Origin of the sequence: Lactococcus ileimucosae, assembly GCF_943193185.1 — a bacterium.
Classification (GTDB): Bacteria; Bacillota; Bacilli; order Lactobacillales; family Streptococcaceae; genus Lactococcus; species Lactococcus ileimucosae.
Genome location: NZ_CALPDE010000003.1, coordinates 1 through 26,248 on the forward strand (window position 1 = coordinate 1; position 26,248 = coordinate 26,248).

Here is a 26,248-nt window from a genome sequence, read left to right on the forward strand (position 1 = left end):
AACTCCAAATCAGAAGGAGGAAAACTATTTTAAGAAAACATAGCTCATTTTCTGTCTAATTATTTGACATTAGTCCAATTTTGAATGTTTTGTTTAAGAGACTCTTCCAATTTTTTCACCTCTTGCTCTTTTTCCAAGAGCATCTTTTCTTTTTCTTCTTTTAGTTTCTGGAGTTCTTCTTCCAATTTTTTCTTTTCAAAAATGACCTTATGCTTCTCACCTTCTGTTTTAAGAAGGGCATCTTTTAAGCTTCTGTTGTTTATCTCTAAATCTTCTCTAAGCTTATTAAATTCTTCAAGATGTACCATCGTTCTGCCTTCCCTTTGAGTCGAAGTGTTTTCTTCATTGCGACTGTTTCCAAATAAGTTTTTCATTTTATCTTCCTCATTGCTTCCGGGCAAATAAGACCCTTCCATCCACTATATAAATTCCATCTCTCACATTGATATTTTGTATAATTATATTATATATCCGTATCATTTGTAATGTAAAGCAATAATTAAATTGACCACTGTCATCAATATTGAGTTAAAAAATTGACATAAACACTTATATAACGGTGAAATATTTATATAAAAAGATTATTTCAATCTTTTTTATTATAGTTTTTAAAATATAATAATAAATAATATATAGAAAAATGCCTAAAATACAATATCATAAGCAATAAAATAATCATTTGGATTCATTTTTATCATTGCTTTAGATTACTTTGTTAATAATTTTGTTTCGTCTTGACAACATTTTCTAATATAATAAAATAAAAAGGACATAAGGGAGATTTTGACATGGCCAAAAACACTAAAGAAATAGTCATCCGAACCTTACTCAATATCGCGGCGGAAGACGGTGTCGTTAATGTCGAAGAAATTACACGCCGTACTGGTATTACCCGAAATACTATTCGACACAACTTTGGAAATAAAGGCATCGATAGTATTATTGCTTACATCTATACAGAAATTTTTCAAGAGATAAATGAACAGCTTTTTCGTCACGACCCTAGTGAAATTCCTGTCGAAATTTTTGCTGATATCCTACTCCCTATCTTATGGAAGCACCGTGATGTGGCACACATTCTTGTAACAAGCAACTTGCTCTATCGGACAGCTGATGGGGCAACCGATTCTGTTTTTCCTTGGGCCAAAGAACGTTATGATTATCTTGTAAAAGAACATCAGCTAAGCCCTTATTTCTCCTCTAAGCAGTTGCTTTCCTTTTGGATTTCCTATTTAGATATCCTCTTCACACTGTGGTTTAGCTCACAAATTCCCCTTGAACCCGAAAAATTCAAACCTATATTTATCAAACTCATCAAAACATCAATGTATGATCTCATCTACAAAGGAATCGGGCATTGACCCTTTTTTCTGTTCAAAAAGAAGCTGGGACAAAAGTCCGAATTTGGATGATATTAACCATAATCGTAAAAGTAAAATCGCTCAACCACGACATTCTTATTTGCCGAAATCGAGCGATTTTTCGTTATTTTGGACTTTTGTCCCAGCCTCTTTATTTGTCTATCTTGAGAATATAGCTTTTCTGCCCATCTGCCTCTTGCTTCTCAATATCCATGTTTGGTGGAAGCGTGAAGGCTGGGCGGATATGGGCGGGGTAGACTACGCCATTTCCTCCAAATCTCCCCTCTTCAATAGTATCTGCTACTGCAGAAGCCGTTTCAAAAGCAGTACGAAGCCACCAAGTATAAGCAATGGGGTCATTTTCTAAAAAAGCCAATCTATTAGCATCTCCACCGCCATTTCTCTTAAAATACTGTAAGTTATTCTCATCTTCTAATCGGAGTCTGTCCTTATTTTTTCCTACATCAATATCCGAGAGCAAAAATATTTTTCTCTTTATCTTATCTATATGCCGACTTTCAAAATTAGGTTCTAAAGCTTTTATCCCAAGCTCTGTAGAAGGGATATTTTCTTGCACATCTTTAGGAAAACGCTTGATAAAGTCTTTATTCATAAAGGCATCAATCATACTATACCCGTAATAAAATCTTTTCCAGCCTTCTTGAAAGGGCATGGGGGGATCCAACAAATGCTTTCGAAGCAACAAGACATTGCCTTGATCAATATAATTTTTCGTGAGCACCAGATAGGGCACTAGCTTCCCATCTTCTTTGATGTGAACGGTATAACCTAAGCGTTTGTCTTTATCATAGGCTATATCTCTTAGGATTTGTGGCTCTTTAACAGGGAGTAAATACACGAGTTCATCTCTCTTTATGAGGACAATTGAGAGGATAATAGTTAGGAAAAGTGAAGCAATAAGAAAAAATATTTTTTTACTGGTCATTTGGCTTTACCTCTCTTACTTATCTATCTTAAGCACATATTCCTTATGCCCATTGATTTCTTTCTCTTCCACCTCTGTTTCAGGCGGAAGTGTGAAGGCTGGGCGAATATAAGAAATGTAGGCAACACCATTTCCTCCAAACATCCCTTCGTAGTCAACTACCTTAGCTACTGCAGAATCCGTCGCAAAGGCAGTACGGAGCCACCAGCTATAAGGAGTTGAATCCCCTTCTAAATACGCTAATCTGTCCTCTTTCACTCCCCCTTTTCGATTAAAATACAGTAGATTACGATCATCTTCAAAACGAACTCTACCCTTGTAATTTCCTACATCAATGTCCGAAAGCAAGAAAAGGTTCCGCTTTATTTTTTCTATATGCCCCCTTCCAGCATGTTCTGCCGAAGGTTTTATCCCCAGCTCTGTGAGAGGAATATTTTCTTGTATACCTTTAGACAAACGCTTGATAAAGTCCTTGTGCATAAAAGCATCGGGTATGCTATGTCCGTAGTAGGCTTCTTCCCAACCATCCCGAAAAGACATGGGCGGATCTACAAGATATTTTCGAAGCAACAAGACGTTACCTTGATTAATATAATTTTTCGCGAGAACCAGATAAGGTACTAATTCCCCATCTTCCTTGATATGGACAGTATAGCCCAAACGTTTATCTTTATCATAGGCTAAATCTCTTAGAGTTTGCGGTTCTTTTACAGGAAGTAAATACACGAGTTCCTCTCTCTTTATGAGGACAATTGAGAGGACAAGACTTAAGAGCAGTGAAGCAATAAGAAAAAATATTTTTTTACTGGTCATTTGACTTTACCTCTCTTACTTATCTATCTTAAGCACATATTCCTTATGCCCATTGATTACTTTCTCTTCCACCTCTATTTCAGGCGGAAGTGTGAAGGCTGGGCGAATATAAGAAATGTAGGCAACACCATTTCCTCCAAACATCCCTTCATAGTCAACTACCTTAGCTACTGCAGAATCCGTCGCAAAGGCAGTACGGAGCCACCAGCTATAAGGAGTTGAATCCCCTTCTGAATAAGCTAACCTGTCTTCTTTTACTCCACCTTTTCGCTTAAAATACAGTAAATTACGATCATCTCCCATGCGATGTTTGCCTCTACTATTTCCAATATCAACGTCTGAAAGCAAGAAAAATTTCCGCTTTATTTTTTCTATATGCCCCCTTCCAGCATGTTCTGCCGAAGGTTTTATCCCCAGCTCTGTGAGAGGAATATTTTCTTGTATACCTTTAGACAAACGCTTGATAAAGTCCTTGTGCATAAAGGCATCCGGTATGCTATGTCCATAATAGGCTTCCTCCCAACCATCCCGAAAAGACATGGGTGGATTCAACAGATGTTTTCGAAGCAGTAAGACATTGCCTTGTCCGATATAATTTTTTGTGAGCACCAGATAGGGCACTAGCTTCTCATTTTCCTTAATATGAACGGTATAACCCAAACGCTTATCCTTGTCATAGGCTATATCTCTTAGGATTTGGGGTTCTTTTGCAGGAAGTAAATACACGAGTTCCTCTCTCTTTATGAGGACAATTGAGAGAACAATAGTTAGGAAAAGTGAAGCAATAAGTAAAAATAATTTTTTATTGGTCATGTGACTTTACCTCTTTAAACTTCGCAACAAGTTCCTCCTCAGCTTTTACTTGGTGCTGGTAAGTGTTTTCCGAAGATAAAAGCACATCTCCTTTGTACCAACCCACAAACTCTGCATTTTCTCGTGGAATAGCATATAAGGGCGAATAGTTTGCAAAGCGAGTCATTCCACCTCCTAGGACAAAACCTAGGTTTTCGTTTTCCACTCTAATATTTGTCGCATAATATTTTGATGACTCTTCTTTAACGCTCGTTTCTGAGCTTAGCTGTTCTCCCTCCTTGACGAGTTCTGTAGCTTTATTTTCTGATTCCTTATAAAGATTTATCTCAATTTTTTCACCCGCTCCTATCTCTACATCCTCAAACTCTTCTGTAAGTATCACACTTCCGTCCGTGTTGTCAATGGTCTGTATAGTATAATCCACCTTGGTCGCCTCGCTGGCTTGGACAAGGACTGTCGTGTCTTCTGCTGCTGAAGTGGAAAGTTCCATAACTTCATCAGAAGAATGCTCCTCCATTTCTCCTGTTTCACGTTTTACCTTGATATCTACATCTCCTGCTATTAAGATGCGTTTTGAAGTTTTACTTGGCTCAGGAGTCTCAATCTTTTCCTTCTGATAATTTTCATCCTGCGCCCTCAGCCATGCGAGACAAAGGTCAGGATGATGGGCTTGGGCGACTGGGTCTAAGTTTGATACAAGAGTCACTGAAAGATTGGGGTGTTTAATCATAAATTTGAACACAAGCTCTCGAAAAGTCTCTGCTAAAGACTCAATTCGTACCTCTGAATGATTGACCAACCCCATGTTTCTCAACCAGTCAATAGCAAAATTTTTCACTTTCGTTGCATCACTTCCTAACATCATAGAGGTGACAAGATTTTTAAATAAACTTCTTGTAAGTTTTTCCCTATCTTCAACCCGTGTCGTGAAATAAAGTTCAGCCAGTATCCTTATGTCTTCTTGATATGCGTTAACATACTTATTTCTATGCTTTATCCGCTCGACCGCAAAGCTTCTGATGATATCATCTAGAGATTCGTTCATTTCCTTCCCCTTTGGGTCATCCACAATCAAGCCGTCAAAAATATCCAGCATACTAATCTTTTTAGCCCGAAATTCTTCAAGACTATACTTTAAATTAGATTCTAACTTTTTCAACTCCCCTTCCATTCGCTTTTTGGCAGCTTCATATACTTCTTTGGGAAGTATAGTCTTATCAGGTAAAAATGAATCTTGCCCATAACGCGTAAACTCAAACGGATAAACTTCCGGTCCCACTTTAGTCACCACATCATTGACATTAATAACATTGACAATATTGTCATGTCGCTTATCGTCATTCCCTGTTCTCTTCAAAGTCCCCGCAGGTGCTTCAAAACAGAAAGCATACATATCTTCTGCTTTGAGTTCGCCACTGGCTAGCTTACGCCCCTTATTCAAAGCGCCAGCAGTCAGATTGGTCACTGCAGCCGCACGGCTATAGCCGTTAATCCAGAGCTTTATCTTGCCTGTCACCTTGTTTTCTTTCAAGTATTGGTCTAAGAAGGTCAGTACTTTTTCGCTGGCTTCTCTAAAACCTTGATGCTCGCCTAACCGTCCTAAAGTCAGGTTACTGGCCCACTCTGCTTCGTAACCCCCGCCTCGGATAGCTAGAGCTATCAAGGTGTAGTCTTCTTCTTTGACGGTCAGTTTTTTCTGGGCAATAACCGCCCCAATCGAGTCTTTCGAGGGTCTTTCTTGAAAATGCTGGTTAGCCTTGAATTTTTCAAAACCGATTTCTTCCAGTAGCTGCTTCGCATTTCTATTTTTTAAAAGATAGTTTTTTCTTGAATGCTGGACCAAGCAGCCAGCTCCAGATTGAGGGACATGGTCGCTAGCCGTGGGTCATAAGGGCGATTTTCCTCCTTACGATAAGCATAGGCACTCTGCTCAAAATAAGAATCACTGTAGTGGTAGACGGCTTGAGAATCCTTGCCATCTTTTCCTGCAGGTGCGGAACCATAGTTAAAAGTCCCTGATTGGAAATCCTTTCCCGCCTCCTTACTTTTAAAAACAAAATCCATATCTTGTACATCTTTAAAATCAAAGGCTCCATCTGTTTGAATATTTTGGAAAAAGGTTCGAGCAAACGCTTTGGTCGAGTCCACAATCTTATCCATAAATACAAAAGTCCGAAAGCTTACCTGCTGTTCTGCTTTCATCTTTTGCGCCAGATTATTCGCCGCATTGGCAAACTGATAGCTGTAGATGTCTTTGCTTCCATACTTTCCTGTATTTACTTTTTCCCCTGCGGTTGGTGTCCGGTCACTGATGATGAAGATATTTTTTTGCCCAGCATCCTTAACTTCTTGCAAGAGCTGCTCTGCACATTTCAAACCACTGTATAAGTTGGTCTTCCCTCGCGTTTCTATCTTTTCCAAAGCGGACAGCAGTTGTTTCTCATCAGGAGTAGAAGCTTGAAGCAGGGTTGCTTCGTCTCCAAAACTCACAAGTGCAATTTGATGCTCTTGCTTGGACGCACCCGACTCTTTTACAAACTTACCAACCATATCTTTGGTTTGCTTGATGCTTCTTCCACCCATACTTCTGGAGCTGTCCATCAGAAAAATACTGTACTGTTTTCTTTTACTGTCATCAGGAGCTCCAAAGCTTATCTTTTGTCTTTGAACTTCTGACAAACTGATACTTAAATCCAAATCTTTCACTGCTGTAGCAGATACACGTGTACCAAAAAATATGGGTTGACACAGCACAAATAACAATAAACATAATTTTTTAAACATCTTCTTCTCCTTTATTTATCTGTCTTAAGCACGTATATTATCTGCTCGTCGCTCTCTTTTTCCTCTACCTCTGTTTCTGGTGGAAGCGTGAAAGCTGGACGGACATGTGCAGGATAGGGGACGCCTCCACCTCCAAAATTCCCTTCATAGCTAACTACTTTAGCTACTGCAGAAGCCGTCGCAAAAGCAGTACGGAGCCACCAGCTATAAGGGGTAGAATCCCCATCTAAATAAGCTAACCTGTCCTCTTTTACTCCACCTTTTCGCTTAAAATACAATAAGTTACGGTCATCTTCAAAACGCACTCTACCCTTGTAATTTCCTACATCAATATCCGAAAGCAAGAAAAGTTTCCGCTTTATTTTTTCTATATGCCCCATTCCTGCATTTTTTGCCGAGGGTTTTATTCCCAGCTCTGTGAGGGGGATATTTTTCTGCACATCTTTAGACAAACGCTTGATAAAGTCTTTGTGCATAAAGTCATCCGGTATGCTGTGTCCATAGTAGGCTTCTTTCCACCCCTCCCGAAAAGACATGGGCGGCTCTACGAGATGCTTTCGAAGCAACAAGACATTCCCTTGATCAATATAATTTTTCGTGAGCACTAGATAGGGCACTAACTTGTCATTTTCTTTAATATGAATGGTGTAGCCCAAGCGCTTGTCTTTGTCATAGGCTAGGTCTCTTAATACTTGTGGCTCTTTTGCGGGAAAGAGGTAAATAAACTCCTCTCTTTTCACAACTATAAACACAGCAATAAGTAGTTGGACAATACTCAAGGTCACAAACAGCACCAGTCTTTTTTTACTTTTCAATAGCCTCTCTCCTTAAAAACATGATAATTTTTTCACTAACTAATACGATAAAAAAGATGTATTCTCACCAAAAAAGACAAAAAAGCAAGCAACCAAATCAATGGTTGCTTGCTTTTTAGATTTATTTAATTAAGCTTCCCAAACATCTTCTAAAACATTTGTTTGGTCACGATCTGGACCAACTGAAAATGTTGAGATACGAACACCTACAAGTTCAGCGACACGGAGAACATAGTTGCGCGCTGTTTCTGGGAGCTCTTCAAGTGTACGTATTCCTGTAATGTCTTCAGACCAACCTGGCATTTCTTCATAGATTGGCTTACAGCGCTCTAGCTCTTTAAGACTTGCTGGATAGTGTGTGATTTCTTTTCCATCAAGTTCGTAAGCCACACAGATTTTCACTGTTGGTAGACCTGAAAGAACGTCAATCGAGTTCAAGCTAAGATGAGTCAAGCCTGAGACACGACGTGAGTGACGCATAACAACTGCATCGAACCAACCTACACGACGTGGACGACCTGTTGTTGTGCCATATTCATGACCAACTTCACGGATTTGGTGCCCTGTTTCGTCAAAGAGTTCTGTTGGGAATGGGCCATCCCCAACACGTGAAGTATAGGCTTTACATACACCAACTACTTTATCAATCTTCGTTGGACCAACACCTGAACCAATAGCTACACCACCTGCCAATGGGTTTGAAGATGTAACAAAAGGATAAGTTCCTTGGTCGATATCTAACATCACTCCTTGAGCACCTTCAAAGAGGACACGGTGACCTTCATCAAGCGCTTCGTTCAAGATTACTGAAGTGTCGGCTACATATTTTTTAATTTGTTGACCGTATTCATAGTATTCGTTAAAAATTTCATCAAAATCAAGCGCTTCGCTGTCGTAAAGTTTCACGAACTCACGGTTTTTATTTTCAAGATTTGTACGTAGACGTTCTTCAAAAATTTCTTTATCCAAAAGGTCTGCGATACGGATACCGACACGTGCTGCTTTATCCATGTAGGCTGGGCCGATACCTTTGATTGTCGTACCAATCTTTTGATCGCCTTTAGCTTCTTCTTGAAGGGCATCTAACTTGATATGGTAAGGCAAGATAACGTGGGCGCGGTCTGAGATACGAAGATTATCTGTTGTTACACCGTTTTCGTGGAGATAAGCAATTTCTTTAACCAAGGCTTTGGGGTTAATCACTACACCATTACCGATAACAGATATTTTTTCTGGAAAGAAAATACCCGATGGGATAAGGTGGAGTTTGTACTTAAAGCCGTCAATCACAATCGTGTGACCGGCATTGTCTCCTCCTTGGTAACGCGCAATAACCTCAGCGTCTGAGCTGAGGAAGTCCGTAATTTTACCCTTTCCTTCATCTCCCCACTGCGTTCCTACAACAACAACTGATGGCATAATAGCTCTCTTTTCTTTTAATATTTGTACGCTCTATATCTCTCTTGTGAGGATACAGCTGGCATTTTGATATTGAAAAGCTCCTATCGCACTATTCCCATTATAGCAAAAATTATTTTTGAAAATCTAGAGTAAACAAATGTCTTTTATAAAAAATCGTTTTTCGTTCGGAAATATCAAACTTTATTTCAATTTCCCCTAAAAACATTGGCTTTTTGACCTCCTTTACGCTTTATGTAAAACAGCACTCTAGAAATGAAGCCATAACACTCACTGTCCTTAAAAATATGGTAAAATAAAAAGAGTTATGGCTGATAAAATATTAAAATCCATTTCAAAAAATGGTCACTTTCGTGCTTTTGCTCTTGATTCAACATTGACGGTCCGTGAAGCGCAAGAGCGGCATCAAACAATGCCTTCCTCTACCGTTGCGCTTGGTCGTACCTTGATTGCTGCTCAAATTTTAGGCGCCAATGAAAAAGGGGACAGTAAAATTACGGTCAAAATCTTGGGTGATGGTGCTATGGGTGCAATTATTGCTGTCGCTGATGCTAACGGAAACGTTAAAGGCTATGTTCAAAACAAAGATCTCGACTACAAAAAAGCTTCAACCGGCGAAGTACTCGTTGCTCCTTTCGTTGGGAATGGCTTCTTTGTGGTCATTAAAGATATGGGACTTCGTCAACCTTACACAGGGCAAACAGATCTGATTACTGGGGAAATTGGGGAAGATTTGGCTTGGTACTTCCTCTCAAGTGAGCAGACTCCTTCTTCTGTTGGTTTAAATGTCCTGCTGAACGAGGGAGAAGACAGTGTCAAAATTGCTGGTGGCTTTATGCTACAGGCTCTGCCGGATGCAACTGATGATGAAATTACCTTGATAGAAAAAAATATCAAAGCAATGCCAAGTATTTCAGAAATACTCTTAAATGAAAATCCTCTTGAATCAATGCTCGCCGCAGTTTACGGAGAAATGGACTATACTATTCTTGCTGAATCTTCTTTAGCTTTTAGATGTGACTGTTCAAAAGAACGCTTTGCTAAAGGATTGCAAGGTCTTGGCAGCAAAGCGATTACCGAGATGATTGAAGAAGATCATAGTGCTGAAATTGTCTGCCAGTTTTGTAATCGTAAATATGAATTTACAGAAAAAGAACTTAATGATTTAATCTTAGGAGCTGTTCAAAAATGAGACTGCCGCTTAAAGATTTATCACAATCATCAAACAAAAATATAGGTTTAATTTTTTTAAGTCTATTGGTTGGACTTACAGCTGGCTTCCTTGCCAGCTTTTATCGTTTAGCTCTTTCCGTGGCTGAAAATTTAGGGGCGATCTTATATCAACAGACTGGGAGACATCTTGCCTATGTTCTTCTCTTAATTCCCGCTTTGCTCCTCCTCGCGCTTATTGTCAGCAGCTTAATGAAAAAATATCCCATGTCTACTGGCAGTGGAATTCCACAAATCAAGGGACAGCTGCTAGGATATTTTCAACCTAACTGGTTTGCGACTGCTTGGGCTAAGTTTGTCGGTGGGACCCTAGCTATGTTTGCAGAGCTTTCTTTGGGCCGCGAGGGTCCTTCTATCCAGCTTGGAGCTGCTATGGGACAAGCGATTGGGCAAAAATTTGCTACTACTGAACGTCATCAACGTTTGCTCATCGCTTCAGGTGCTTCAGCGGGTTTATCTGCAGCCTTTAACGCACCACTCTCTGGTATCATGTTCGTTTTGGAGGAAATTTTTAGCTACTTTTCACCACTGATTTTGTTAACCTGTATGGCCTCTGCTATCGTTGCAGATGCCGTTTCTCGTGTTATTTTTGGGTCTGCAAGTATCTTTAACTTTCAGATTGTCAGCAGCTTTCCTCTTTCAAACTATTGGCTCCTCTTACTTTTAGGTATATTCATGGGAATCTTTGGAACTGTATATAACTACGCTCTTGTAAAAGGACAAGGTCTTATGCAAGCCAAAATAAAAAGTCCTTTTCTTCGTGTTCTTCTGAGTTTTATCATCTCTGCTCTTGCGGCACTCTTTTTTCCAATAATCAGCGGAAGTGGGCATCACTTAATCGCTCAACTCACTCTAGGTTGGGGATTTGCTTTTCTCTGCCTCATCTTTGTATCGAAATTTTTAATTTCGATTATAAGTTATATCTCTGGAGTTCCTGGAGGCATTTTCTTTTCGCTTTTAGTTCTAGGTGCCAGTTTGGGTAGTATTTTTGCTACAGTGATTATTCCCTCTTTGCATTTGTCCCCTAATCTCTTTCCTAATTTTATAATTTTAGCTATGGCTGCAACATTTACCGCCATTGTTCGTGCACCAATGACAGGTATCTTACTTTTGGTCGAAATGACGGGTTCTTTTGATCATCTTTTGCCTCTGGCTTTTGTTTCCCTTATTTCCTACCTTGTCGCTGAACTTCTACACTCCGAACCAATCTATCATTCATTACTCCACACTCTTCTCGCCGCAGATTCTGAAATTGCTACTAAAAAAGAAGGGCACATTATGATTGAAGCCTTGGTTCAGTTTGATTCTGAAGCCGATCATCAGCCTGTTCGAAACCTTCACTTGCCACAAGGTAGCCTTCTCATTTCCATTCAACGAAATGGGGGAAAAATTGTTCCGCATGGAGATACACTGCTCCATGCTGGAGATATTGCCACTTTTTTGACAACCCAAACCCAAGAAGTCTCCGTTCGCCAAAAAATAAAGCGACTATTTACCACTTAAAACATTCAAAACCTCCGCAAAATGACCTGCGGAGGTTTTTCCAGTGCAAAGTTTGAGTAAATCTTCTAAAAAATGTTAAAATATTCTCTATGACTATGGATTCAAAATACACACGCCCTTGGAAAATTGGGGATATAGAAATTGCTAATAAAATTGTACTCGCTCCAATGGCGGGGATTAATAATAAAGCCTTCCTGACAACAGCTAAAGAGTTTGGAGCCGGACTTGTTGTTACTGAAATGATTTCCGATAAAGGTATAGAGCACCGTAACAAAAAAACCCTTCAAATGATGGATTTTGAAGGCGTACCTCATCCACTTTCCATGCAAATTTTTGGTGGTGAAGTTGATACACTGGTTGAAGCAGCGAAATTTGTTCAAGAAAATACAGTGGCTGACATCATTGATATCAATATGGGCTGTCCTGTTCCGAAGGTAACAAAAAATGAAGCGGGCAGTCGCTTACTGCTTGACCCAGATAAGGTTTATGATGTAGTGAAAGCTGTCAGCTCTGCGATTGACTTACCACTGACTGTAAAAATCCGTATCGGTTGGGATTCTGATCATCTCTACGCTGTTGAGAATGCCAAGGCTATTGAAGCTGCTGGTGGTGCAGCTGTTGCCATGCACGCCCGGACACGCGCCCAGCTTTATGAAGGTAAGGCTGACTGGACATGGCTTGAAAAAGTAGCAAGCAACATTAACATTCCTTTCATCGGAAACGGTGATGTGAAAACACCTGAAGATGCTAAACGCATGATTGATGAAACAGGTGTTGATGCAGTCATGATCGGTCGAGCAGCTCTCGGAAATCCGTGGATGCTTCACCGTACGGAACACTATCTTCGTACAGGTGAACTTCTTCCTGAACCTACTGTGGATGAAAAAATGCGCATCGCTAAGATTCACTTGCAACGTCTTGTTGACCTCAAAGGCGATAGCTTAGCTTCACGTGAGTTTCGCCAACATGCAGCTTACTACCTTAAGGGAGCCAAACGTGCGGCCAAGGTTAAAGTTGCGGTAAATCAGGCAACAAGTCAGGAAGAAATCGTTACTATTTTAGATGCTTTCGTTGCGCAGAACTAATGGATTAGCTTTTTTGCTGGTCTTTTTTATCGCCTTCCCCCTCATAACCTAAAGTCACTGACAATGAAAGAGCTTCCTTTATAATTTCCTCAATTTTTTATTGGTTCAAAGTCAAGAACTGGTTGTTTCTTGACTTTGAGCTTGATCGCAGATTATAGAAAAGCAGATTCCCTACTTTTCTGTTATAATAAGGTTAGTACTATAAAACAAGGAGGGACTCTATGCGTACATCAAAGGCTATTGTCGAAATTGAAAAAGCTATTATTCATCTTAAGAAAGCTAAGCGTGAGATTAGTAACTATAGTTTTGAAAACCAAACGCAAAGTTTGATTCAAATCAATCAAGCTATTGATCGCTTACAAGTTATCAAGGATGGTGTTAATGCAGACTCTTCTGGTGTAGAAGGCGTTTCTTCTGTTGGCCGACTTGAAGGAGAACGCTTAACATCTAAGTTGTTTCAATAACAGCTGCTTAAAATAAAAAAAGAAGAATCAGGCTTCTTCTTTTTTTATTACTCACTTTTTCTTACGTTTATATTTGCTTTGAGGATACGTAAAGTCTCCCATCACTTCATGGACATTTATCACTGTTGAGAAGGCTTGAGGATCTATCTCCCCAATCAAAGCCTTAACGGTCATAACTTCTCGAGGGTTAAGTACCACATAGACGACACGTTTCTCAGTTCCAGAATAAGCTCCCTCTCCGTGTAAGAATGTCGCACCACGTCCAAGCTCTGCAAGAATTGCATTTGCAATTTCTTGATACTTGGGACTGATAATAAGCATCCCCCGAACGGTATACCCTCCTGACTGGATAAGGTTGATGACCTGAGCCGCAACGAAACTCGCAATTAATGTATAAACCATATGATTCACGTCAATGTAAGTAAGGGAGAGTGTCATTACAAAAAGGTCAATTGTGAAAATGACACGTCCCACTGCTGTGCCTCGCTTAATTTGCAACAGCTGTGCAATGATATCTGATCCCCCGGTTGTTCCACCAAAGCGGAAGATAATCCCAACCCCTGCTCCAGCAAATACCCCAGCTAAGAGGGCTGCAACTAAGTTGTCATGCAACAGATTGATATTAAAATCAAAGGTCTGAAAGACAGAAAGGAAAAGCGAAACATTAACAATCGCATAAACTGTATAGATAAAGGTACGCTGTCCTAAAAAACGGTACCCGATAAAAAGCAAAGGAATATTCAGAATGAACTGGCTAATAGCCGGATCCAGTCCAAGTAAGGCATGCAAGATCAAGGTTATCCCAGAAAGTCCTCCGGCAGCCAACTGATTGGCCATGTTTAACTTTACAAATCCAAAAGCAAAGATGACTGCTCCTAAACTAATGGCAATAAAGTTGCGAAAGTGGATTTTAATGAGGCTCATATCCTTCATACAACTCTCCAATCTAATACTATTTTTATTAATATTGTAAAAATAGGTTTGTAATTTCTCGTAAAACCTCTGTCAAAAATGACAGAGGCTTTCTCTAATTTATACTAAAACAACCGTTTTGTCAACTTAATCCGTAATCTCACTAAAGTTACCGATAACACGGACATTTTCCGAGATGGAGACAAAGGCTTTAGGGTCATACTTAGTAATGATTTCTTTAAAGTCTTGATATTCGTACATTGTAATAACGGTGAACAAGATTGTCCGTTTTTCATGCGAATAAGCACCCTCAGCATTATTCAAAATGGTTGCACTGTGATGCATCTTTTCGAAGAGTTTGCGAATGATAATTTCCGGATTTTCGGTGACAATCATAACTTGCATCCGTTTTTGACGCGTAAAGATAGCATCTGTTACGCGTGAGCTCACAAAGATAGCAATCATTGAATACAGCATGTATTCCCAGCCAAAAAGCACTCCTGCAGTAAAGATAATCACACCATTGACAATAAACCCTAATGTTCCCACATTATGGCCTGTTTTCTTACGGATATAAAGGGCAATAATATCCGTACCACCACTCGAAATACCATTACGCATGGCATAACCAACCCCTGCCCCCATGATGGTACCACCAAAGATGGCATTGATGATCGGATCAGGTGTCAGCGTTGTTTCTGGGACAAAGTGGATAAAAACAGAACTCATGGTAACAGTCAGCAAAGTAAACAAGGTAAACTGTTTTCCCAAGCGGAACCATGCCAAAATCATCAAGGGAACATTAATCAGAAAGAGCGTTACCGATATGGGCAGATAGTTATACCCCATCATCCGTGTAAAAATCTCAGTTGCCACCTGTGCTGCACCCGTAGCACCACTAGAGTAAACTCTTCCGGGTTGGTAAAAGAAATTCAGTGCAAAAGCAGAGGTGATTCCATATAAGACAGACGCTGAGAAACGATGTGTTAACTTTTCCCAGCCACCAAACATGTTGATAAATTTAGTCAAGTTTTTCAAGTTTAATTCTCAATTCTTCCAGTTGGCTCTCACTGACTGCTGATGGCGCTTGTGTCATCGGGTCTGTGGCTTTATTATTCTTAGGAAAGGCAATAACTTCACGAATATTGTCTTTGCCTGCAAGCAACATCACGAAACGGTCCAAACCAAGGGCCAATCCTCCGTGTGGTGGGAAGCCATAGTCTAAAGCTTCCAGCAAGAAACCAAATTGCGCATTGGCATCTTCTAAACTAAAGCCGAGTGCTTTAAGCATTTCTTCTTGCAATTCACGGGTATTAATACGGAGTGAACCACCACCGAGTTCGTAACCATTCAAAACAATGTCGTAAGCATGGGCACGGACTTTACTGAGATCTCCTGAAAGTTCCTCTTGTGTTTCAGCAGTTGGTAAAGTAAAGGGATGGTGCGCACTCATATAACGCCCTTCTTCTTCTGACCACTCAAACATTGGCCAATCGACAATCCAGAGGAAATTGAATTTCGAATAATCAATTAAGCCTTGCTCTTTGGCAATCGTTTGACGTAAAGCCCCCAGTGCTGAATTCGCCACGTCTAAGCTGTCCGCCACAAAGAGGACCAAGTCGTTGTTTTCCAAGCCCAAAGTTTCAACGAATTCTGCAGTTTTATCTGTCAAGAATTTGGCAATAGGACCTGCTAATTTATCGTCTTCAAACTTGATCCAAGCCAAACCTTTGGCACCATTTTGCTTGGCTTGTTCTGTTAATTTATCAATGGCTTTACGAGAGTACTTATCGGCATTATTTTTAACGACAATGGCTTTAACAACTGGCGCCTCACTAAACACTTTGAAATCTACAGTTTTCGCAAGGTCTGTCAAGTCTGTCAAGAGCATCTCGTAGCGTGTATCTGGCTTATCTGAACCATAGAAATTCATGGCATCATCGTACTTCATGCGCGGGAATGGCAAAGTTACATTGACATTTTTAACGTCTTTCATAACTTTTGCAATCAAGCCTTCAGTCAAATCTTGAATTTCTTCTTCCCCAAGGAAGCTTGTTTCTAAGTCGACTTGTGTAAATTCTGGTTGACGGTCGCCACGTAAATCTTCGTCACGGAAACATTTTACGATTTGGTAGTAGCGATCGAGACCTGCAGTCATCAACAATTGTTTCATAAGTTGTGGACTTTGTGGCAAAGCATAAAATTCGCCTTTATTGACACGAGAAGGGACAAGGTAATCACGTGCACCTTCTGGGGTCGATTTGTTCAAGAAAGGTGTTTCAACATCGATGAACCCTTGATTGTCCAAGTAACTACGAATGGCACGCGTGATCGCATGACGCATCGTCATGTTGTTCAGCATTTCCGGACGGCGTAAATCGAGATAACGATATTTCAAACGCGTATCGTCAAGCACTTCCACACCATCTTTAATCTCAAAGGGTGTTGTTTTTGAAGTGCTAAGAATTTTCATTTGATTGGCTTCAATTTCAATTCCACCCGTTTTAATGTTTTCGTTTTTGCTGGCACGTTCAACAACTTTACCTGTAACTTCAAGCACATATTCGTTACGGACTTTATCTGCAACTTCAACGATTTCTTGTGCTGCTGTTTCTGGATTAACCACAATCTGGACAATGCCTTCACGGTCACGTAAATCAATAAAGATTAAGCCGCCAAGATTACGACGTTTTGCAACCCAGCCTTTTACGGTAACTTCTTGATTTAAATACTCTTCTGTGATGTTTCCTGCATAGTTTGTTCTCTTCAAATTTAATCTCCTTACGTTTCTTTAGTCCTCATGTTCTCTGGAACTGCTGAACTTTTTTATTCTCCAAGCGCTTCCTCAAAGATAGGCGCAAAACTTTTCATCACTTCTGCTAATGTTGTCTTCACTTCTTTACGCGTTTGGTTATGTTTGACTGCAATCTCACCTGTTTCTGCTTCATTGTCACCAAGTGTGATAATCACTTCCGCATTTGCTTTTTCAGCCGATTTAAATTGTGCGCCAAGCTTGCGATTAGAGAAATCGCGTTCAACTTTAAAGGCTTGAGCGCGAAGACTTTCTGCAAGTTGTGTCGCTGCTAAGCTGGCTTTGTTTCCCATAACAGCGATATAGACATCCAGTGTATCTTCTTCGTGGAAATCAACACCTTGCATTTCAGCAACCATCAACAAGCGCTCTACACCGAGACCAAAACCAAAACCTGGTGTTGCTGGCCCATCAAAGTATTCAACCAAACCATCATAACGTCCGCCTGCACAAACCGTCAGTTCTTGCCCTTTTACATCCACGACAAATTCAAATATTGTGTCATTATAGTAATCCAGACCACGAACCATATTGGTATCAATGACATAATCAATACCCAAACCATCAAGCAGTTCTCGGGTCATGTCAAAGTGATTTTGAGACTCTTCTGTAAGATAGTCCAAGATAGATGGTGCACCCTTAACAATTTCTTTGTCTTCTTTTTCCTTACTGTCAAGTACTCGCAGTGGGTTTTCGTGAAGGCGGCGTTGGCTGTCTTTTGAAAGCTGACTTTCAAAAGGTGTCAAATAATCAATCAAAGCTGTACGGTAAGCCTTACGTGTCTCTAAGTCACCCAAAGAATTCAAGTGAAGTGTTACACCAGAGATGCCGATCTGTTCAAATAAGGATTGTGCCATGGCGATAATTTCGACATCAATCGCTGGATTTTTCGCTCCGAAACATTCCACACCAAATTGGTGGAATTCGCGTAAGCGTCCAGATTGAGGACGTTCGTAACGGAACATCGAACCCATATAATACATTTTCACTGGTTTTGGTACTTCTGGAGCAAAGAGTTTATTTTCAATATAAGCGCGAACAGTTGAAGCAGTTCCTTCAGGGCGCAAAGCGATATGACGCCCGCCTTTGTCGTCAAAGTCGTACATTTCTTTCGTCACAATATCACTTGTTTCACCTGTTGCCCGACTAAATAGCTCATAACTTTCAAAAAGCGGTGTACGGATTTCTTTGAAATTATAATCTTCAAATACTGCACGGGCTATCATTTCTACATATTGCCACTTTTGTGACTCTTTAGGCAGAATGTCTGCCGTACCTTTTGGTTTTTGTAATTTCATTCTATCTCCTTTATATTGAATACCTTTGTGCTTAAAACATTATTAAGAAAGACTTTGGGGGACTTACTAACCAGCATCAGCGCCTTTAGGCACAATGGCGGAATATTATGACGGTGAAATGTAAAAAACGATATTTTTTTTGCATTTTACCTAATAACTTGCTTAGGCAAGACCCTGTAGGGCTTGCCGTCCAGCATTAGCGCCTTTAGGCGCAATGACGAAACATTATGACGGTGAAATGTAAAAAACGATATTTTTTTACATTTTACCTAATAAGTTGCTTAGGAAAGGCCCTATAGGGATTGACGTCCAGCATTAGCGCCTTTAGGTGCAATGCTGGCAGCAAATTAAAACACCCCAAGCATAAAGCTCTAGGGCGTCAGTAATCTTATCGCGGTACCACCTAAATTTGTCCTGTCTTCCAGAACCTCAGTTTAGCTATAACGTTGCTACCGTTTTTTGTCGTCACTTTAAGTTTTGTAAGCTTTCAGCCAAGTCTTACTCTCTTTAAGTTAAGTATAACGCAGACCTTCTTTTTTTTCAAGCCCTAATATTGAATTAGTCCTTAAATACTTGCATATTTTTGGCAAAGTAATCATAGCCGGAATAAATCGTGAAGATAAGGCAAACATAAAGTAAGAGTGTGCCAATATAAATGGGATCACCAATTAACAAGAAAATAATCGACAACATTTGTGTAAATGTTTTAATTTTTCCGGGCATAGCTGCAGCCAAGACTGCGCCACCTTGCTCAACCAATAAAAGACGAAGACCAGTTACAGCAAGTTCACGGCACACGATGATTGCAACAACCCAAGCTGGGGCTAATTCTAGAGCGATTAGCATAACGAAAGCTGCCATGGTCAACATCTTATCTGCCAATGGATCCGCAAATTTACCAAAATTAGAAACAACTTTCCATTTGCGGGCTAAATAGCCGTCAAGCCAGTCTGTGATTGATGCTACAGCAAAGATAAGAGCTGCAACAATCCATGAAACATAGCTTGCGCCGACAGCTGCTCCGTGTGGCAGGTAAAGGACAATGAGAAAGACAGGAATCATAAAGATTCTTAGTATCGTTAATTGATTGGGGAGTTTTTCTTTTTTCATAATTGCTTTCTTTAAAATATTATAATTTTAACAGTATCTCATTCTGTTGGAGTGGCTGTTGTACTTGCATAAGTTAGAGTAAGCTGGATGTTTACTGGGACACCCTGTCTTAAGGTAGACAAGTCAACATTATTGCCATTAATCGTCATCGTAAGTCCTTGTGTATTTGAAAGTCTTATCGTTGACTCTGTCAAGCCCGAGCCTATGGTTGCTGTTGCTGTATTTTCTGCATCAGATAAAGTACGTACTGTAGCCCAATCCGCATTTGTCAGTGAAACAGTGGTGACTGTCCCTGCTGCTGTCGTGAATACAATTTGAGAAGGAAGACTCGCATTTGTCAAGTTAACGTTGAGCTGTGTCCCACTCCCTGTGACTGCAAGCTGATTTTCTGGTTCTGGTTTTGTCTCATCTGTTTTTTCTGTTGATTCTGTTGTTTTTTCATCTTCTGTCGTTTTTGCAGTTTCACTGGTTTGATAAGTGTAAGAAACATCGTTCAAATCACTATTTTGCGGACGATTTAAAAGTACAACAGCAGTAACACTTCCAACAATCGCTAAAGCAACGGTAGAAAGTAAAATAATCGGAAGGTAGTAACGCCATGCAGGTTTATTGCTTTCCTCCTCCTCTTCCTCTACACGTTCACTCGGTTTTACAAAACGATAAGTTTCTTGAATGTCCTCGTGTTCTTCAACAGACATCGAACCATCTTTTTCATAAGCCAACATGATTTGATCTGCATCAAGCTCTAGCTTCTCAGCATATTGTTTAAGATAGGCTTTAATATAAAAATCACCAGGTAAAGCCTTATAGTCTCCTGTTTCTAAAGCAATAATATATAATTTCGGAATATTTGTAAGTTTTTCGGCTTCACTCAGCCCAAGGCCAAGTTCTGTTCTCTTGTCTTTGAGAACTTCGCCTATTGTTTTAATTGCCACCATGTCCTCCTCTCAGATTTATAAAATACATGGATTTACTCATAACTGTTCGTATTATTTGGGGTAGATGATAAAATCTACAGTTTGCATATTTGCTACAAATTTTTCAGCATGCCTGCTGATTTTTTCGAGGGTCAATCCTGACAAAATCTCCGGAAGATCAAAGAAGTTAATGTCGCCATAAATATTTGAAGAAAATTGATTGGCGATGTAATCTAAAGAGTTTAAGGATTTGTAATAATCTCCTAATGTCTCACGCTTCAGTATTTCCAGATTTTCTTTTTCAAAATCTTTATCTATTTTATAACTTTTTAAAGCTTCCTGCAAAATTTTACTTACTTGTTCTGGTTTTTCAGTATCTGCTGTAATATTTGCAAAGTGAAAACTCTTGTCCATGTCAAAGCCATATCCAAAAGAATCATCCACTAAGCCTGCATTGTACATCTCCTCGTATCGGTGACTTGTTTTGCCAAAAAGCATATCTAGAAGCAACTGATTAGAAAGCTTATATTCTAACAATTCACGCGCATCAGTTGGAAGAGGGTCTTCTCCACGAAAACCAAGAGCCAGCTTAGGCATTGCAACTTCAAATTTTAAGGTTCTTCCTTGAATGGGATGACTACCCTCAACTGTCTTTCTCTGAATCGCTTCAGTCTGAACGAAAGATTTTTTCTCCTGATTTTCACTCACAAACTTCGCCATCTGTTCAACATCAAAAGGTCCTGTTAAAAAGAGATTCATATTTGATGGATGGTAGAACGTTTCATAATTTATGTAGAGATCTTCTGCTGTTATTTCTTTAATGGATTGTGGCGTTCCCGCAATATCGTCTGCTAGTGGTGAATCAGGGTAAAGTGAAGCCAAAAGTCCTGAAAACAAGCGCCAATCGCTATCATCTTGATACATCTGAATTTCTTGCTGGATAATTCCCTGCTCCTTAGCAACATTTTCTTCTGTAAAATAAGGCTTTTGAACAAAGTCAAGCAACAAGGCGACACACGCATAAATATTTTCACGTGTAGAAAAAAGATAAGAAGTCCTTGAAAAACTAGTAAATGCATTTGTTTGGGCACCATAGGCACCAAACTCGCCCATCACATCTCCTTGCTCCTTTTCAAAAAGTTTATGTTCTAGGAAATGGGCAATTCCTTCCGGAAAAGTCTTCATTTCTTGACTCCCCAAGGGAACAAATGACGTGTCAAGCGACCCAAAGTTGGTGGTAAAAAGTCCATATGTTCGATTATAATCTGGCTTTGGCAGGTAATAAACAGTCAATCCATTTGTCAAAATATCAGTATAGAGGATTTCTCCTGTTTTTTCATAAATCTTCTTCTGCATGGACTTCTCCTTTCATGAAATATTGGGCCTGTAATGTCAAGCTTTGCGCCAAGCGCATGATATCCTCCTTGGTCACAGCTTCCAGTTCCGCTAAAAAGGTTGTTTCATCAATATAGAGTTCAGGTAAAACTTCATGAATAAATGCTTGCTCAATCAGATTTGAAGAGGAATCGAGCGACATGAAGTAAGAATTTTTGAGCATTATCTTTGTTTGCTCAACTTCTTGTGCTGTAAAGTCTCCAGAGCGCATAGCCTGAAGTTGCTCTAAAATAAGCGCACGAGCTTGCTGATAATTTCCTGCATCAATCCCAGCATTGACCCTTAACACCCCCGTAAAACTGTCAAATGCTGAACTCGCATAGTAAGCCAAACCTGCCTTTTCACGGACATTCATAAATAACTTAGAATGAGCAAAGCCGCCAAAAAGACCGTTCATTACTTGTAAGGTCATATAGTCCGAACTACCATAAGTCGCTGGTTGTGCAAAGGCCATTTGTAAAATAGACTGTTGCACCTCTTTATCTTCAATTTTTTCCTGATAATCTTTGATTTCTTGCTTGTAAAAAATATCGGAATGGCCTTGACGATCCTTGAAGTCAAAGGTCTGGAACAAGCGCACAACTTCAGTTTTTTCCACATCACCTAGAACAAAAATATCAATAAGGTTGTGATTGAGCATCTCTGCGTAGTAATTAAAGACAGCCTCTGCTGTTTCATTTTCTAAAAGTTCCACAGTAGCTACACCAGGAAGGGATTGGTTTTCATCAGTAAAAAAAAGGGTAGCCAACTGACGACTCGCGTAATAAGAACGGTCTTCGTTCATTGCCTTAAGATAGTTAATAAGATTCGTCTTTTCACGTTGGAAGACCGCAACATTCTTATCTGGACTAAAGAGTGCTTTATGCATAAAATCAACGGCACCCGCCAAAGTATCCACATCAACAAACTTAGGATTGACAAGACTCATATGGATACTTAAAAGATGTTGACTGCCCTTTTTATTCACTGCTGTTGAAAAAGAAGTGCCATAAAGCTCTGACAAGCGACTCGAAAAAGCTTGAGCCGTTGGATACGCTGCATTAGTCGTTTCCCACAGGTTAGAAATAATCACGCGTTTCGCAATATTTTCTCGTGAAAGTTCTTCACGTAACCGTACCATGATACGTATTGTTTTAAATTTTGTTTCCCTTATAACATGGAGATTTACTCCGTTGGCTAGTTTCATAGTTATCCTTTGTCTACTCCTCCTTTTACTTTTAAAGGATGAAAAAACACATTTCAAGCTAAAAGAGTAAGAGCTGTAATATCTCTATTATAGCAAAATTTCCACTATTTTTGAGACTCTTTATGCTAAAATAGTATTATGCAAAATTATACTTTATTTGAAGAATATATTACATTAGGGCAAGTCATCAAAGAATTGGCTATCGTCAATACAGGAGGGCAAGCCAAGCTCTTTCTTACTGAAAATGAGGGCAATATTTTCTTAAACAAGACAGCAGAGAATCGCCGAGGAAAAAAACTCCGTGCAGGTGATCTTTTAGAAATTCCAGAATTTGGACTCGTCATCAAATTTGTCCAAGCTTCTGCTGAGGAAGTTGCTGCATATGAAGAAGACAAGGCTGAGGAAGAACGTGTCAAAGCCCTCGTTAAAAAGATGAACGCTCAGGTCAAAAGCCAAAAACCAAAGAAAGCCACTAAGCCAAGATTTCCTGGCGCTAAATAAACATGAAACTTAACAATATTCAGCTTTATAATTTTCGAAATTATACTCATCTCTCCCTTGACTTCCATCCTCATCTGAATATCTTTTTGGGGCAAAATGCTCAAGGGAAAACTAACATTTTAGAGAGCATCTACTTTCTCGCCCTCACCCGAAGCCATCGCACGCATCACGACCGTGAATTGATACGCTGGGATGCGAAAGAAATGAAGGTTTCCGGAACGATTTATAAAGGACACAGCAATGTGCCATTAGAAGTTGCTTTGACTCCCAAAGGACGTACTGCTCAGGTTAATCATCTCAAAGAGAACCGTTTGGCTGACTACATTGGTCAACTTAATCTTATTATGTTTGCGCCCGAAGATTTAGAGCTCATCAAGGGTGCACCGAGCATTCGTCGCCGCTTTCTTGACATGGAGATTGGGCAAATTCGTCCTGTTTATCTTCATAACTCTGTACGCTATAACCGTGCTTTGAAAGAACGCAATGCCTATCTTAAAGTAGAGCGCAAACAGATTGATTCTACTTTTCTAGACGTCCTCGACAGCCAGCTGGCTGAACATGGCCAAAAGATTAGTGCGGAACGTCACAGTTTTATTTCTAAACTAGAAAACTTAGCTCAAAAAATTCATCATCAACTTACACACGGTTTAGAAGAGCTAAAGATTAACTATAAAATAAGCTCTGAATCTCTCCTTGATGATTTAGAAAAAGCACGGGATAAGGATATTTTTCGCCATCAAACTTCTGTCGGCCCTCATCGTGACGACCTCACTTTTTTTGTCAATGGCATCAATGTTGCTGACTTTGGGAGTCAAGGGCAACAAAGAACAGTAGCCTTATCAATCAAGTTAGCCGAAATTGATTTAATCTTTGAGGAAACAGGCGAATATCCTATCCTTTTGCTTGATGATGTCATGAGTGAACTTGACAATAACCGTCAGTTAGATCTTTTAGAAACAAGTCTCGGAAAAACACAGACTTTTATTACTACAACAACGCTTGATCATCTCAAAAATTTACCTGAAAACTTGAGTATTTTCAATGTGAAGCAAGGAGAAATTATAAAACATGGACAAGAAAGAGCCACCACTGACAGCAGAGCGCCTCAATAAATTTAGAGCCCTATCTCAGGAGGGCGACACTACTTTACTGGAAAGAATTTCACTTCTTGTTGAGCAAGAACGCGCTTTACGCCAGCAAAAGGATAGATTAGAAGAAGACCTTCGGCTTTTGGTTCACATCAAAAATGACCACTACTCAAAATTAGAACAAAAAAATTCGGAACTTTGATTCCGAATTTTTTAGCATCTTTTACAAGCCGAGCAACTCTCTTAGACCATAATGGTTACCCACCAAACCAATAACTGCAAAAATTGACAATATAATAATCAAAAGAATCGACAGGACTTCGACATGAGAAAGTTTGCTCTTATTTTCTTTCTTAGCCATATAATAAAAGACAAAACCGATGGCATACAAAATAGAACCCATCCAAACATATTGCCAGCCAGAAAGCCAAAGTGCTAAGGCTTGAAAAGCAAAAGCGATGAAGCCTATCCACATATTTTTAATATTTTTTTCTTCCCAGCCATGCTTCATCATATAAGCACCAACTAAAGCATAGCAAATCATGATACAGGCAGTACAGAGATAAACCATGACATTATAAGCATTGGCTACAAAGAAAGTGACAAGGATAAACAGTTGAACAAAAATTTGAGTGAGCCAGAGCGAATTTGCCGGTGCATTATACTTGTTCAAACGGCCAAACCACTCTGGGAGTAATTTTTGATTAGCCAGCTGTGTCGTTGACTCCACTGGAAGCATGGTCCATGAAAGCCAGGCCCCTAATACCGAGACGACCAAACCAACTGCCATCAAAGCTCCACCAAAATCACCAAGCATATCTTTTAAAATATAAACCATCCCCAGTGTTTTCATAGCAGCCAACTCGGCTTGCTCATAATAACCGAATGGTAACAGAGAAAGTAAGATATAAATGAAAAGTAAAACGATAAGTCCAACAATGGTTGCACGGCCCGCATCAGATTTTTTCTTGGCGCGATCTCCCATCATTGCAGCACCCTCTATACCCACAAAAACCCAAATCATGACTATAAGCGAACTTTTGACTTGTTCAAGTAAACCGCCTGCTGTCATAGCACCCTGTATTTGAATCATACCTTGAGCATTTTCAGAAACATTGTTCCAAAACTCTGTCGTGAAGATGCCTAGCTTAAACATCAGAATACCGGCAATCATAAAGACAAAAATCGGTATTAGTTTACACACAAGGACGATAGCATTGACAACTGCTGCAGACTCCACACCCTTGCTGACAAGTAAAGATAGAAGCCAGGAAAGAGCAGATACTGTAACTACTGCAAGTATGGTTAAGCTCCCATTCGTATTTGCAAATTTTCCGGGAAAAAAATAATCCATGGAAATCATCATCAGTACTGCAAAAGCGATATTTCCAAGCCAAGTGGAAAGCCAATAGCCCCAGCCAGAAAGAAAACCAACCAGATCCCCAAAACCCTCCCGAGCATAGTCAGAAACTCCTGAGAGCTCTGGTTTATTAATAATAAGATGGTTTAAACTTAAAACAAGAGTCAAAAGCCCCAAACCTACAAAGAACCATGCGACAATAACACCGCCAGCCGTGGCTCCATTGGCCAAATCATTGGAAAGGTTAAATACCCCTCCACCTATGGCACTTGACACAACGATGGATATCAGGGCTATTAGTCCCATTCCTTTTTTATTTTCCATTTATTTCCCTATAATTTCACTTTCATTTACATCAAAAACATTTCCTTAATATAACATTTTTTGCATTTTCATGCAACTTTTATCTGCTTATTTTCTCTCCTTGTTTATATTT

The 26,248-nt window shown here is 39.7% G+C and carries 25 protein-coding genes; 8 read left to right on the plus strand and 17 right to left on the minus strand.

The genetic code is table 11. The features are described from left to right. Positions 1–59: 59 nt before the first annotated feature. Positions 60–374, minus strand: a complete 315-nt coding sequence (locus NFR51_RS01980; protein ID WP_251712089.1) for a hypothetical protein — start codon at positions 372–374, stop codon at positions 60–62. A 414-nt stretch (positions 375–788) separates the two neighbouring features. On the opposite strand from NFR51_RS01980, the gene NFR51_RS01985 reads away from it, so the two are divergent. Continuing rightward, positions 789–1,361: a TetR/AcrR family transcriptional regulator gene (locus NFR51_RS01985; protein WP_251712090.1), complete on the plus strand. Its 573-nt coding sequence runs from the start codon at positions 789–791 to the stop codon at positions 1,359–1,361. Positions 1,362–1,512: 151 nt separating this feature from the next. On the opposite strand, the gene NFR51_RS01990 is transcribed toward NFR51_RS01985, so the two are convergent. From NFR51_RS01990 to NFR51_RS02020, 7 genes are all read right to left on the minus strand, one after another. Beyond that, entirely contained in the window at positions 1,513–2,307 is a 795-nt protein-coding gene (locus tag NFR51_RS01990) for a DUF6273 domain-containing protein (protein WP_251712091.1), read from the minus strand. A gap of 15 nt (positions 2,308–2,322) precedes the next feature. Continuing rightward, complete coding sequence (locus NFR51_RS01995) at positions 2,323–3,120, minus strand: DUF6273 domain-containing protein (RefSeq protein WP_251712092.1); 798 nt, start codon at positions 3,118–3,120, stop codon at positions 2,323–2,325. A gap of 15 nt (positions 3,121–3,135) precedes the next feature. Then, positions 3,136–3,933 carry a DUF6273 domain-containing protein gene (locus NFR51_RS02000; RefSeq protein ID WP_251712093.1) on the minus strand — a complete coding sequence of 266 codons (798 nt, stop codon included), beginning with the start codon at positions 3,931–3,933 and terminating at the stop codon, positions 3,136–3,138. Further along, on the minus strand, positions 3,923–5,776 hold the full coding sequence (locus tag NFR51_RS02005) for a hypothetical protein (protein ID WP_251712094.1): 1,854 nt from the start codon (positions 5,774–5,776) through the stop codon (positions 3,923–3,925). Before NFR51_RS02005 ends, NFR51_RS02000 begins: the two co-directional genes overlap by 11 nt. Next, a complete protein-coding gene (locus NFR51_RS02010; protein ID WP_251712095.1) occupies positions 5,743–6,717 on the minus strand; it encodes a vWA domain-containing protein in 975 nt (324 codons plus the stop codon). Before NFR51_RS02010 ends, NFR51_RS02005 begins: the two co-directional genes overlap by 34 nt. 11 nt (positions 6,718–6,728) lie before the next feature. Next, entirely contained in the window at positions 6,729–7,532 is an 804-nt protein-coding gene (locus tag NFR51_RS02015; protein WP_251712096.1) for a DUF6273 domain-containing protein, read from the minus strand. A 129-nt stretch (positions 7,533–7,661) separates the two neighbouring features. Then, on the minus strand, positions 7,662–8,951 hold the full coding sequence (locus tag NFR51_RS02020) for an adenylosuccinate synthase (RefSeq protein ID WP_251712097.1): 1,290 nt from the start codon (positions 8,949–8,951) through the stop codon (positions 7,662–7,664). Between the two features lie 307 nt (positions 8,952–9,258). Between NFR51_RS02020 and hslO the strand changes: the two genes are divergently transcribed. The 4 genes from hslO (at position 9,259) to NFR51_RS02040 (ending at position 13,233) form a co-directional block, all read left to right on the plus strand. Beyond that, entirely contained in the window at positions 9,259–10,143 is an 885-nt protein-coding gene (gene hslO, locus NFR51_RS02025) for an Hsp33 family molecular chaperone HslO (RefSeq protein ID WP_251712098.1), read from the plus strand. Beyond that, the gene (locus tag NFR51_RS02030; protein ID WP_251712099.1) at positions 10,140–11,684 is read left to right on the plus strand and encodes a ClC family H(+)/Cl(-) exchange transporter; all 1,545 of its coding nucleotides are present in this window, start codon (positions 10,140–10,142) and stop codon (positions 11,682–11,684) included. Before hslO ends, NFR51_RS02030 begins: the two co-directional genes overlap by 4 nt. An 89-nt stretch (positions 11,685–11,773) precedes the next feature. Then, the gene (dusB, locus tag NFR51_RS02035; protein ID WP_251712100.1) at positions 11,774–12,769 is read left to right on the plus strand and encodes a tRNA dihydrouridine synthase DusB; all 996 of its coding nucleotides are present in this window, start codon (positions 11,774–11,776) and stop codon (positions 12,767–12,769) included. A 221-nt stretch (positions 12,770–12,990) separates the two neighbouring features. Continuing rightward, positions 12,991–13,233 carry a hypothetical protein gene (locus NFR51_RS02040; RefSeq protein ID WP_251712101.1) on the plus strand — a complete coding sequence of 81 codons (243 nt, stop codon included), beginning with the start codon at positions 12,991–12,993 and terminating at the stop codon, positions 13,231–13,233. Between the two features lie 51 nt (positions 13,234–13,284). Here the strand turns inward: NFR51_RS02040 and NFR51_RS02045 are convergent, their stop codons facing one another. The 8 genes from NFR51_RS02045 to yfmF form a co-directional block, all read right to left on the minus strand. After that, positions 13,285–14,166 (minus strand): YitT family protein, encoded by an 882-nt coding sequence (locus NFR51_RS02045; RefSeq protein ID WP_202231162.1) that lies wholly within the window; start codon positions 14,164–14,166, stop codon positions 13,285–13,287. A gap of 126 nt (positions 14,167–14,292) precedes the next feature. Then, on the minus strand, positions 14,293–15,156 hold the full coding sequence (locus tag NFR51_RS02050; protein WP_251712240.1) for a YitT family protein: 864 nt from the start codon (positions 15,154–15,156) through the stop codon (positions 14,293–14,295). A gap of 10 nt (positions 15,157–15,166) precedes the next feature. Continuing rightward, positions 15,167–16,915, minus strand: coding sequence for an aspartate--tRNA ligase (gene aspS / locus NFR51_RS02055; protein ID WP_251712102.1), 1,749 nt, complete (start codon positions 16,913–16,915; stop codon positions 15,167–15,169). Between the two features lie 56 nt (positions 16,916–16,971). After that, on the minus strand, positions 16,972–18,255 hold the full coding sequence (gene hisS / locus NFR51_RS02060) for a histidine--tRNA ligase (protein ID WP_251712103.1): 1,284 nt from the start codon (positions 18,253–18,255) through the stop codon (positions 16,972–16,974). 558 nt (positions 18,256–18,813) lie between these two features. Further along, positions 18,814–19,365 (minus strand): CDP-diacylglycerol--glycerol-3-phosphate 3-phosphatidyltransferase, encoded by a 552-nt coding sequence (pgsA, locus tag NFR51_RS02065; RefSeq protein WP_251712104.1) that lies wholly within the window; start codon positions 19,363–19,365, stop codon positions 18,814–18,816. Between the two features lie 38 nt (positions 19,366–19,403). Further along, positions 19,404–20,303, minus strand: a complete 900-nt coding sequence (locus tag NFR51_RS02070) for a helix-turn-helix domain-containing protein (RefSeq protein WP_251712105.1) — start codon at positions 20,301–20,303, stop codon at positions 19,404–19,406. Positions 20,304–20,354: 51 nt separating this feature from the next. Next, positions 20,355–21,638: an EF-P 5-aminopentanol modification-associated protein YfmH gene (gene yfmH, locus NFR51_RS02075; protein ID WP_251712106.1), complete on the minus strand. Its 1,284-nt coding sequence runs from the start codon at positions 21,636–21,638 to the stop codon at positions 20,355–20,357. Continuing rightward, positions 21,619–22,863, minus strand: a complete 1,245-nt coding sequence (gene yfmF / locus NFR51_RS02080; protein ID WP_251712107.1) for an EF-P 5-aminopentanol modification-associated protein YfmF — start codon at positions 22,861–22,863, stop codon at positions 21,619–21,621. Before yfmF ends, yfmH begins: the two co-directional genes overlap by 20 nt. A 138-nt stretch (positions 22,864–23,001) precedes the next feature. Between yfmF and NFR51_RS02085 the strand changes: the two genes are divergently transcribed. From NFR51_RS02085 to NFR51_RS02095, 3 genes are read left to right on the plus strand one after another with little or no spacing between them, the layout of a single operon-like run. Further along, positions 23,002–23,364 (plus strand): RNA-binding S4 domain-containing protein, encoded by a 363-nt coding sequence (locus NFR51_RS02085; protein ID WP_251712108.1) that lies wholly within the window; start codon positions 23,002–23,004, stop codon positions 23,362–23,364. A 2-nt stretch (positions 23,365–23,366) separates the two neighbouring features. Then, complete coding sequence (gene recF, locus NFR51_RS02090) at positions 23,367–24,476, plus strand: DNA replication/repair protein RecF (protein WP_251712109.1); 1,110 nt, start codon at positions 23,367–23,369, stop codon at positions 24,474–24,476. Further along, complete coding sequence (locus tag NFR51_RS02095; RefSeq protein ID WP_251712110.1) at positions 24,433–24,654, plus strand: MerR family transcriptional regulator; 222 nt, start codon at positions 24,433–24,435, stop codon at positions 24,652–24,654. Before recF ends, NFR51_RS02095 begins: the two co-directional genes overlap by 44 nt. Positions 24,655–24,675: 21 nt before the next feature. On the opposite strand, the gene NFR51_RS02100 is transcribed toward NFR51_RS02095, so the two are convergent. Next, positions 24,676–26,136 (minus strand): basic amino acid/polyamine antiporter, encoded by a 1,461-nt coding sequence (locus NFR51_RS02100; RefSeq protein ID WP_251712111.1) that lies wholly within the window; start codon positions 26,134–26,136, stop codon positions 24,676–24,678. Positions 26,137–26,248: the final 112 nt, after the last annotated feature.